The sequence below is a fragment of the Streptomyces sp. HSW2009 genome (genome assembly GCF_040240285.1).
Taxonomy (GTDB): domain Bacteria; phylum Actinomycetota; class Actinomycetes; order Streptomycetales; family Streptomycetaceae; genus Streptomyces.
In genome coordinates, this window is the sequence record NZ_JBEHZD010000300.1 from 1 (window position 1) to 9,514 (window position 9,514).

A 9,514-nucleotide genomic window follows, 5' to 3' on the forward strand; every position below is an offset into this window, starting at 1 on the left:
GGAATGTGGGGGCTTTTCGCTGAGTTGGGGGCGCCCCCGGGGGGTGGGGGGGCTGGCGGTCGCCGCGTACGCGCGCCCGCCCCCCCCCGGCCCCCGGCCCCCCCGGGGGGGGGCCCCCCCGGGCCCCCCCGGGGCGCCGGGCGCTGCGCAAGCGCCGAGGCCCGGCCCGTCGGGCCCCGGCGGCTACCGCCTGGTCCGTACGCCGCCCGGGTCGGCCACTCCACCTGTGCTGGACGCCCGGCAGCGCGCCGTGGTTGATCACGCAGGCGGACCGCTGTTGGTTCTCGCGGGGCCCGGCACCGGGAAGACGACCACGCTGGTGGAGGCCGTGGCGGCCCGGGTGCGCCGTGGCACCGACCCCGAGCGCGTCCTCGTCCTGACCTTCAGCCGCAAGGCGGCGGTCGCGCTGCGCGACCGGCTGGCGGTGCGGATCGGCACCGTCGCCACGCCCTGGGCGACCACCTTCCACTCCTTCTGTTACGCGCTGGTCCGCGCCCACCAGGACGCCGACCTGTTCACCGATCCGCTGCGCCTGCTGTCCGGGCCCGAGCAGGACGTGGTGGTGCGCGAGCTGCTGGCCGGCCAGACGGAGCTTGAGGGCGCAGGCCGCGCCGCCGTCCGCTGGCCCGACGAACTGCGCGCCTGCCTGACCACCCGCGGCTTCGCCGACGAGGTGCGGGCCGTGCTCGCCCGCAGCCGGGAACTGGGCCTCGGCCCGCAGGCGCTCGGCGCCTTCGCCGCCCGCACCGGGCGTCCCGCCTGGGGCGCGGCGGCTGACTTCCTCGCCGAGTACCTGGACGTGCTCGACGCACAGGGCGTGCTCGACTACGCGGAACTGGTGCACCGCGCGGTGCTGCTCGCGGAGCGGCCCGAGGTGGCCGCCGAACTGGCCGGCACGTACGACGCGATCTACGTCGACGAGTACCAGGACGCGGACGTCTCCCAGGTCCGCCTGTTGCGCGCGCTCGCCGGCGGCCTGGTGGCCCGCGGTGCGCAGGGCCGCGCTGCTGGCCCGTCCGGACGGGCGCCAGGGGCGGGGCCCGGAGCGGGGTCCGATGTGGTGTCTGGGCCGGCGTTCGGAGCGACGGCCGCGGGTGCCGCGGCGGATCACCTCGCGCGGGTACGCGCGCGGGGCTCGGGTTCTGGCGACGTTGAGGGTGCCGGCAGCCCCGGCAAGGTTGACGGTGCTGCTGTCGGGAGCGCTGTGGGTGCCGGGGGCGCCGGTGCGGACGGCGCCGGTCGGGCGGCCGACGGTGACGGTACGCGCGGGGGCGGGCGCGATGCCGTGCGCGAGGGTGCGTGTGGCGAGGGCGCGTACGACGGTGCGTACGACAGCGGCGTATGGGGCGGCGGCGCGCAGCGCGGCGATGCACGGCGCGGCGGTGCGCAGCACGGTGATGCACGGCACGGAGACGCACGGGGCGGGGGCGCTCGGGGCACCCAGGGCACCCAGGGCGGCGGGGGCCGGGCGGGTGGCGGCCCGGGCACTGCCCTGGTCGTGTTCGGCGATCCGGACCAGTCGATCTACGCCTTCCGTGGTGCGGACGTCGGCGGCATCCTGGGCTTCCCCGCGGCCTTCCCGCGCCCCGACGGCCGGCCGGCGGACGTAGCCGTGCTCAACACCGCGCACCGGGCCCGTGCCGGCCTGCTGGCGGCCACCCGTACGCTCGCCGGCCGGATGCCGCTCTCCCGACTGCCGGCCGCCGTCGCGCGCGCCCACCGGGAGCTGACCGCGACCCGGGGCGGCGGCCGGGTGGAGGCGTACACCTACCCCACGCCCAGCGCCGAACTGGACAACGTCGCCGACGTCCTGCGCCGTGCGCACCTGACCGACGGGGTGCCCTGGAACGAGATGGCGGTGCTGGTCAGGGCGGGTGCGCGCGGGCTGCCCGGGGTGCGGCGCGCGCTGACCACCGCCGGCGTGCCGGTGGAGGTCGACGGTGACGACATCCCGCTGCGGCACGAGCCGGCGGTGGCCCCGCTGCTGACCGCCCTGCGCGCGGCGGCCACCGCGGCCCTCACCCCGGCGGGAACGGCGCGCCCCGGCCACCACCTGCCCCACCAGCGCGCAGGCGCTGAGCCCGAGACGGCCTCCGTCGGCACGGAGACGGACACGGCGGCGGGCACGGAGCCGAGTGCGGAAGCGGCGCCCGACGCCGCCGGCGCGGGCCCCCAGCCCGCGGGCTGGCTCTCCGTGGAGACCGCGCTGACGCTGCTCGGCTCGCCGCTCGGCGGGATGGACGCGGCGGACCTACGGCGCCTCGGGCGGGCCCTGCGCGACGAGGAACGGGCCGCCGGCAGCCCGGTGCCCAGGCCGTCCGACGTACTGATCGCCGAGGCACTGGCCGAACCGGAGCGGTTGGTCGCGCACGACCCGGCCTACGCGCGCGGTGCGCAACAACTGGGCCTGCTGCTCCGCACGGCCCGGGAAACGCTGGCCGCAGGCGGCACCGCCGAACAGGCGCTGTGGTGCCTGTGGGACGGCACGACCTGGCCGCGGCGGCTGGAGAACGCCGCCTGGCGCGGCGGGGCCGCGGGGCGCCTCGCCGACCGGGACCTGGACGCGGTGTGCGCGCTGTTCGAGACGGCCGCGCGCGCGGAGGAGCGCACCGGCGGCCGGGGCGCGCTCAACTTCCTCGAAGAACTCGACGCACAGGACATCGCGGCCGACACGCTGGCCAGGCGCGCCGTGCGCCCCGACGCGGTGCGGCTGCTGACCGCGCACCGAGCCAAGGGCCTCCAGTGGCGGCTGGTGGTCGTCGCGGGCGTCCAGGAAGGGCTCTGGCCCGACCTGCGGCGCCGCGGTTCGCTCCTGGAGGCGGACCGGATCGGCCGCGACGGCATCGCCGAACCGATGCCGCCGGGCGCGCTGCTCGCCGAGGAGCGGCGGCTGTTCTACGTGGCGGCCACGCGCGCGCGTGAGCGGCTGGTGGTGACCGCGGTACGGGCGCCGGCCGACGACGGGGACCAGCCGTCGCGGTTCCTGACCGAACTCGGCGTGCAACCGGTGGACGTGCTGCACCGCCCGCGGCGCCCGCTGTCGGTGCCCGCGCTCGTCGCCGAACTGCGCGTCACCACCGTCGACCCGCAGGCGTCCGTCGCGCTGCGGGACGCCGCGGCGCAGCGGCTGGCCAAGCTCGCCGCGCTGCGCGACGACGAGGGCCATCCGCTGGTGCCGGCGGCGCACCCGTACCGCTGGTGGGGGCTGGCCGAGACCACCCGCAGCGCGGTGCCGCTGCGGGACCGGACGGCGCCGGTGACGCTGTCGGGCAGCGCGCTCGACCAGTTGGTCAACACCTGCTCGTTGCAGTGGTTCCTGGGGCGCGAGGTGAAGGCGGAGCCGCCGTCCACCGCCGCCCAGGGCTTCGGCAACGTCGTGCACGTACTCGCCGACGAGGTCGCGTCCGGCCGCACCCCGGCCGACCTCGCGGTGCTGATGGAGCGGCTGGACTCGGTGTGGGACGCGCTCGCCTTCGACGCGCCCTGGAAGTCGCGACAGGAGAAGGAGAACGCGCGGGCCGCCCTGGAACGCTTCCTGCACTGGCACGTCATGGAGCGCGGCGGGCGGACCGCGGTCGGCAGCGAGCACGCCTTCGACGTCACCCTTGAGGTGGCCGAGCACCGGGTGCGCATCCGCGGCTCCATGGACCGGGTGGAGCGGGACGCGGACGGGCGCGCGTACGTGGTGGACTTCAAGACCGGCAAGCAGTCCGTCACCCGGGACGCCGTGGCGCACCACCCGCAGCTCGCCGTCTACCAGCTCGCGGTGCGCGAGGGCGCCGTGGACGACCTGTTCGGCGGGGTCCGCCCGGAGCCCGGCGGCGCGGAACTCGTCCAGTTGCGCCAGGGCGCGGCCCGCAAGGCCGGCGGCGAGACGGTGCCCAAGGTCCAGGCGCAGGAACCGCTGCCGCCGACCCCTCCCGACGGGGCTGCTGCCGATCCCGACGGGGCTGCCGCCGACGGCACCGTGGGGAACACCACGGGGACCGCCGCCGGGACCGCTACGGGGAGCTGGGTGGGTGACCTGCTGGCCACGGCGGCGGGCCGGGTGCTGGACGAGTACTTCCCGCCGACCGCCGGCGACCACTGCAACCGCTGCGCCTTCCGTGCCTCCTGCGGCGCCCGCCCGGAGGGCCGGCACGTGGTGGAGTGACGGGCGGGCCGGGCCTGCCCGCGTGGGTGGCGGCCCGCCTGGTGGTGGTCTGTTCGGGGACGGCCCGTTCGAGGGCGGCCCGTTCGGGGGCGGCCGGCGGTGTCGACCGCTGTCCGCCCTGGTCAGCCGCGATTGTCAGTGCCGGGCATTAGCCTTTCTGGGGTGTCGACCCAACTCACCGATCCCGAGCAGCTCAAGGAGTTGCTGGGCATCCCCTTCACCCCGGAGCAGGTGGCGTGCATCACCGCGCCGCTCGCGCCGCAGGTGATCGTGGCCGGGGCCGGTTCGGGGAAGACGACGGTGATGGCCGCGCGGGTGGTGTGGCTGGTGGGCACGGGGCAGGTCGCGCCCGAGCAGGTGCTCGGTCTCACCTTCACCAACAAGGCGGCCGGCGAGCTGGCCGAGCGGGTGCGCAAGGCGCTGCTCAGGGCGGGCATCGGCGAGCCGACCGGTGCGGACGCCGGCGGTGGCACCGGCGGTGACGGTGCTGGCCGGGGCACCCGCGGCCCGGTTCCCGCGTCGTACGGAAGCGGTGCGCAGGACGAGGTTCCGGGCGAGCCGCGGATCTCCACGTACCACGCCTTCGCAGGCCAGCTCCTCAAGGACCACGGGCTGCGGATCGGCGTCGAGCCCGGCGCGCGGCTGCTCGCGGACGCGACCAGGTTCCAGCTCGCGGCGCGCGTGCTGCGCGCCGCGCCCGGCCCGTATCCGGCGCTCACCCGCTCCTTCGCCGACCTGGTCACCGACCTGTTGGCGCTCGATGGCGAACTGGCCGAGCACCTGGTGCCGGTCGAGCGGCTGCGGGAGTACGACACGGAGCTGCTCACCACCCTCGGCGCGGCCAAGCTCACCAACGACGACCTGCGCAAGGCGCCCGATACGGCCCTGGCCCGGCTGGAGCTCCTCGGCCTCGTCGAGCGGTACCGCGCCGAGAAGCGCCGCCTTGACCTGCTGGACTTCGGCGACCAGATCGCCCTTTCCGCCGCCCTGGCGCGGAACCACCCGGAGGTCGGCCGGGCCCTGCGCGCGGAGTTCGCCGTCGTCCTGCTCGACGAGTACCAGGACACGTCGGTGGCGCAGCGGCTGCTGCTGTCCAGCCTGTTCGGCGCGGGCGATGCGGACGGCACGGACGCGGCACACGCGGGGGCGGACGGCGCAGGCGCGCGGGGGGGCGCGGCGTCGGGCGGCGGCGTCGGGCACGCCGTCACCGCCGTGGGCGACCCCTGCCAGGCGATCTACGGCTGGCGCGGCGCCTCCGTCGCCAACCTGGACGACTTCCCGCTGCACTTCCCCCGCACCACCGGGCCGGGCCCCGCGGCATCGCCCACGGAACCCGGCACGGAACCCGGTACGGAATCCGGTACGCGGGCCCGTACGCCATCTCGTACGGACGCCGCCGAGACCACGGCGCGCGGGCCCGCCGCCGTAGCTTCCGGTGCGGACACCGCGGGCCCCACCGCGGCCTCCACCCCGGCAGCCACCGTGCCTCCCACACAGCCGGTCACACCGGCAGCAGCCCCGGCCACCGCCCCGGCCGAGCGGTTCTCGCTCAGTGAGAACCGGCGCAGCGGTGGCCGGCTGCTGGAGCTCGCCAACCGGCTCGCCGCCCCGCTCCGGGCGCGTCACGCGGGCGTGGCGGCGCTGCGGCCGGCCCCGGGCGCGGAGGGCGACGGGCTGGTGCGCTGCGCCCTGCTGCCCACCCACGCCGACGAGATGGCCTGGCTCGCGGACTCGATCGCCCACCTGGTGCGTACGGGCACCGCGCCGGGCGAGATCGCGGTGCTGTGCCGTACGGCCGTGGACTTCGGCGAGATCCAGGGCGCCCTGGTGGCGCGTGACGTACCGGTCGAGGTGGTCGGCCTGTCCGGCCTGCTGCACCTGCCGGAGGTCGCCGACCTGGTCGCGGTGTGCGAGGTGCTCCAGGACCCCACGGCCAACGCCGCCCTGGTCCGGCTGCTCACCGGCCCGCGCTGGCGCATCGGCGCGCGTGACCTGGCGCTGCTCGGGCGGCGCGCCAGGACCCTGGTGGGGCGCGACCACGCGGGCCCCGCGCAGGACGCGGACCGCCGGCTGGCCGAGGCGGTCGAGGGCGTCGACCCGGCCGAGGCGATCTCGCTCGCGGACGCGCTCGACACCTTCGTCACGGACACGGCCGCCCCGCCCGCAGGCCCCGCGGCCCCGCGCGCGCCGGCCGACCCGCACGCGATGGCCGACCCGCAAGACGCCGGCGCGGGGCAGGACCCGCAGGACCGGGGCGAGGCGGACCAGACCGCAGGGGCCGACCTGCCGTTCTCCGCGCAGGCCAGGGTCCGGTTCGCGCGGCTCGCCGCCGAACTGCGCGAACTGCGCCGCTCGCTGGGCGACCCGCTGATGGACGTGCTGCACCGAATCCTCACGGTCACCGGCCTTGAGGTCGAACTGTCCGCGTCCCCGCACGCGCTGGCCGCCCGCCGCCGCGAGACGCTCGGCAACTTCCTGGAGGTGGCCGCCGGGTTCGCCACCCGCGCCGGCGGGGCGCCCCGGGGGGGCCGGGCGCCCCCCCGGGGGGGGGGGCGCGGGGGGGGGGGCCCCCCCCCCCGCCGGGGGCGCCCCCGGGGGGGGGGGGCCCGCCCCTGTCGTGTGTGGGACTCAGCCCTTGGCGGCTTCCTTCAGCTTGGAGCCCGCGGAAACCTTCACGCTGTAGCCGGCGGGGATCTGGATGGGGTCGCCGGTCTGCGGGTTGCGCGCGGTCCGAGCGGCACGGTGGGTGCGCTCGAAGGTCAGAAAGCCGGGGATGGTGACCTTCTCATCGCCCTTGGCAACGACCTCTCCGACGGTCTCGGCGAGGGCGGCCAGCACGGCGTCGGCGTCCTTACGCGTCACCTCGGCACGGTCGGCCAGCGCGGCCACCAGCTCACTGCGGTTCATGTTGTACTCCCGTGTTCTTCTTGCCAATGAGGCGTGAGATCGAAGCCGATGCTGCCAGGGCCCTCGGACAGTCCCCGGACCCGGGTCCGATCTTTCGATCTTTCCGCGCCCCTGGGGGTTCCCCCTGGACGGAGTCCTCGGGGGAGCATCCTGCCCGCACCTATGGCGCGAAAGCCAATCCGGCACCCTGAGGAGTCACACGAAAAGCGCCACTGCCTCATTGTGATGACGCTCCGTCCGCTCCTGGCAGCACACCGCAGGGTTCGCTTCGCGTCTTGCTCAGGGGCTGCGGCCGTTTTGCTGCCCGCCACCCTACGGCCGGCCGGGCGACCCCCGGCACCGCGACGCGCCGTGCCTAGACCGCCGTGGTGCCGGTCACAGCCTTGGCGGCGTCCCGTACGGCACCGGCCACGGCGCCGGCGACCTTGTCGTTGAAGACGGACGGGATGATGTAGTTCGCGTTCAGCTCGTCGTCCAGGACCACATCGGCCAGCGCCCGCGCCGCCGCCAGCATCATCCGGGTGTTCACGGTGCGTGACTGCGCGTCGAGCAGACCACGGAAAACGCCGGGGAAGACCAGCACGTTGTTGATCTGGTTCGGGAAGTCGCTGCGGCCGGTCGCGACGACCGCCGCGGTCTGCCTGGCCACCGCCGGGTCCACCTCGGGGTCCGGGTTGGCCAGCGCGAAGACGATCGCGCCGGCGGCCATCGCGGCCACGTCCGCGCCGTCGAGCACGTTGGGCGCGCTGACCCCGATGAACACGTCGGCCCCGACCACGGCCTCCTTGAGGGTGCCGGTGACGTTCTCCGGGTTGGTGTTGTCGGCGATCCAGCGCAGCGGCGAGTCCGGGTCGGCGTCCACCAGGTCCTGCCGGCCGGAGTGGACCACGCCGTGGATGTCGGCGACCACCGCGTGCTGCACGCCGGCTGCGATCAACAGCTTGAGGATCGCCGTGCCGGCCGCGCCCGCGCCGGACATCACGACCCGCACCTCCTCGGTCTTCTTGCCCACCACGCGCAGCGCGTTGGTCAGCGCCGCGAGCACCACGATGGCGGTGCCGTGCTGGTCGTCGTGGAAGACCGGGATGTCCAGGGCCTCCCGCAGCCTGGCCTCGATCTCGAAGCAGCGGGGCGCGGAGATGTCCTCCAGGTTGATGCCGGCGAAGCCCGGCGCGATGGCCTTGACGATCTCCACGATCGCGTCGGTGTCCTGGGTGTCCAGGCACAGCGGCCACGCGTCGATCCCGGCGAACCGCTTGAACAGCGCGGCCTTGCCCTCCATCACCGGCAGCGCGGCCTTGGGCCCGATGTTGCCGAGCCCGAGCACGGCGGAGCCGTCGGTGACCACGGCGACGCTGTTGCGCTTGATGGTCAACCGCCGTGCGTCCTCGGGGTTTTCGGCGATCGCCTGGCACACCCGGGCGACGCCGGGCGTGTAGATCATCGACAGGTCGTCACGGTTGCGGATCGGGTGCTTGGCCGACATCTCGATCTTGCCGCCGAGGTGCATGAGGAACGTACGGTCGGAGACCTTGCCCAGCGCCACGCCCTCGATGCCGCGCAGCTTTTCGACGATCTCGTCGGCGTGCGCCGTGGAGGTGGCGGCGATGGTGACGTCGATCCGCAGCTTCTCGTGGCCCGAGGCGGTGACGTCCAGGCCGGTGACCGACCCGCCGGAGGATTCCACGGCGGTGGTGAGCTGACTGACCGCGGTCCCGCTCGCGGGGACCTCCAGTCGGACCGTCATCGAGTACGAGACGCTAGGCGCCGTTGCCATGGCCGACTTCCTCTGCTTTCCCTTGTTCCTTTGGAGCGCGGCCCACGCCCGGGCGTGTCCCGCCCCCTGATGCTCCCACCTACCAGCCGGTACCCGGTAACCACCCCGCCCCTGCGGCCAACCGCACACAGTCCGCGGTGTACGGCCCGCGACACGTCGGCCACCTGCACGGAAGCGCCCCGCCGCAACCTGGTGAACGCGCCCGTCGGGGCGGGATTGGCATCTCGCCTGAGTTTGTTAGCCTGGGTGGTGACGCCGGCCCGATCCAAGCCCCCGGGCCCAACCTTCGTCGCTACGAGCGACCACTTGCCGCGAGGCGAGCATGGCGGGTCGGTGTCGCTAACGTCCCGCCGGGGGGGGGCCCCCCCGGGGGGGGGGGGGGGGGGGGGGGGGGGGGGGGGGGGGGGGGGGGGGGGGGCGGGGGGCGCCCCCCCCCCGCCGGGGGGGCCCCGGGGGGGGGGGGGGGCCCCCCGGTCGTCGTAGGGGGCCGTTCGGCCGTTCGGCCCTTCGTACGCGGCCCGGTCCGCGCAGGGGCTTCTGCGGTCCCGGGCCCGTACGGCCAGGAAGCCGCGCGGTCGGGAAACCGCGCGGCCCCGGTTCGCGCGCCCGCCGGAGCTGCGGCGGCCCCGGTTCGCGCGCTCGCCGCATCCCCGGGGGGTATAAACAAAAACGAGCCC

At 75.8% G+C, this 9,514-nt stretch carries 4 protein-coding genes and 1 pseudogene; 3 read left to right on the forward strand and 2 right to left on the reverse strand.

Translation table 11 applies throughout. The annotated features are described in order from the left end of the window. The first annotated feature begins 190 nt into the window (after nucleotides 1–190). Together AAHZ94_RS21070 and AAHZ94_RS21075 are read left to right on the forward strand one after the other, a co-directional pair. The gene (locus tag AAHZ94_RS21070; RefSeq protein ID WP_349994543.1) at nucleotides 191–4,153 is read left to right on the forward strand and encodes an ATP-dependent helicase; all 3,963 of its coding nucleotides are present in this window, start codon (nucleotides 191–193) and stop codon (nucleotides 4,151–4,153) included. Nucleotides 4,154–4,315: 162 nt separating this feature from the next. Next, nucleotides 4,316–6,652 (forward strand): annotated as a pseudogene (locus AAHZ94_RS21075) (ATP-dependent helicase); the annotation flags it as partial. 129 nt (nucleotides 6,653–6,781) lie between these two features. On the opposite strand, the gene AAHZ94_RS21080 reads toward AAHZ94_RS21075, so the two are convergent. Both AAHZ94_RS21080 and AAHZ94_RS21085 read right to left on the reverse strand, forming a co-directional pair. Next, entirely contained in the window at nucleotides 6,782–7,060 is a 279-nt protein-coding gene (locus AAHZ94_RS21080; RefSeq protein ID WP_176161898.1) for an HU family DNA-binding protein, read from the reverse strand. A 355-nt stretch (nucleotides 7,061–7,415) separates the two neighbouring features. Continuing rightward, nucleotides 7,416–8,837, reverse strand: coding sequence for an NAD-dependent malic enzyme (locus AAHZ94_RS21085; protein WP_349994541.1), 1,422 nt, complete (start codon nucleotides 8,835–8,837; stop codon nucleotides 7,416–7,418). 333 nt (nucleotides 8,838–9,170) lie between these two features. On the opposite strand from AAHZ94_RS21085, the gene AAHZ94_RS21090 reads away from it, so the two are divergent. Next, a complete protein-coding gene (locus AAHZ94_RS21090) occupies nucleotides 9,171–9,320 on the forward strand; it encodes a hypothetical protein (protein ID WP_349994542.1) in 150 nt (49 codons plus the stop codon). Nucleotides 9,321–9,514 lie beyond the last annotated feature (194 nt).

Coding starts and splice junctions, on each gene's coding strand:
- AAHZ94_RS21085 (WP_349994541.1), bottom strand. CDS start 8,837: ATGGCAACGGCGCCTAGCGTCTCGTACTCGATGACGGTCCGACTGGAG.
- AAHZ94_RS21080 (WP_176161898.1), bottom strand. CDS start 7,060: ATGAACCGCAGTGAGCTGGTGGCCGCGCTGGCCGACCGTGCCGAGGTG.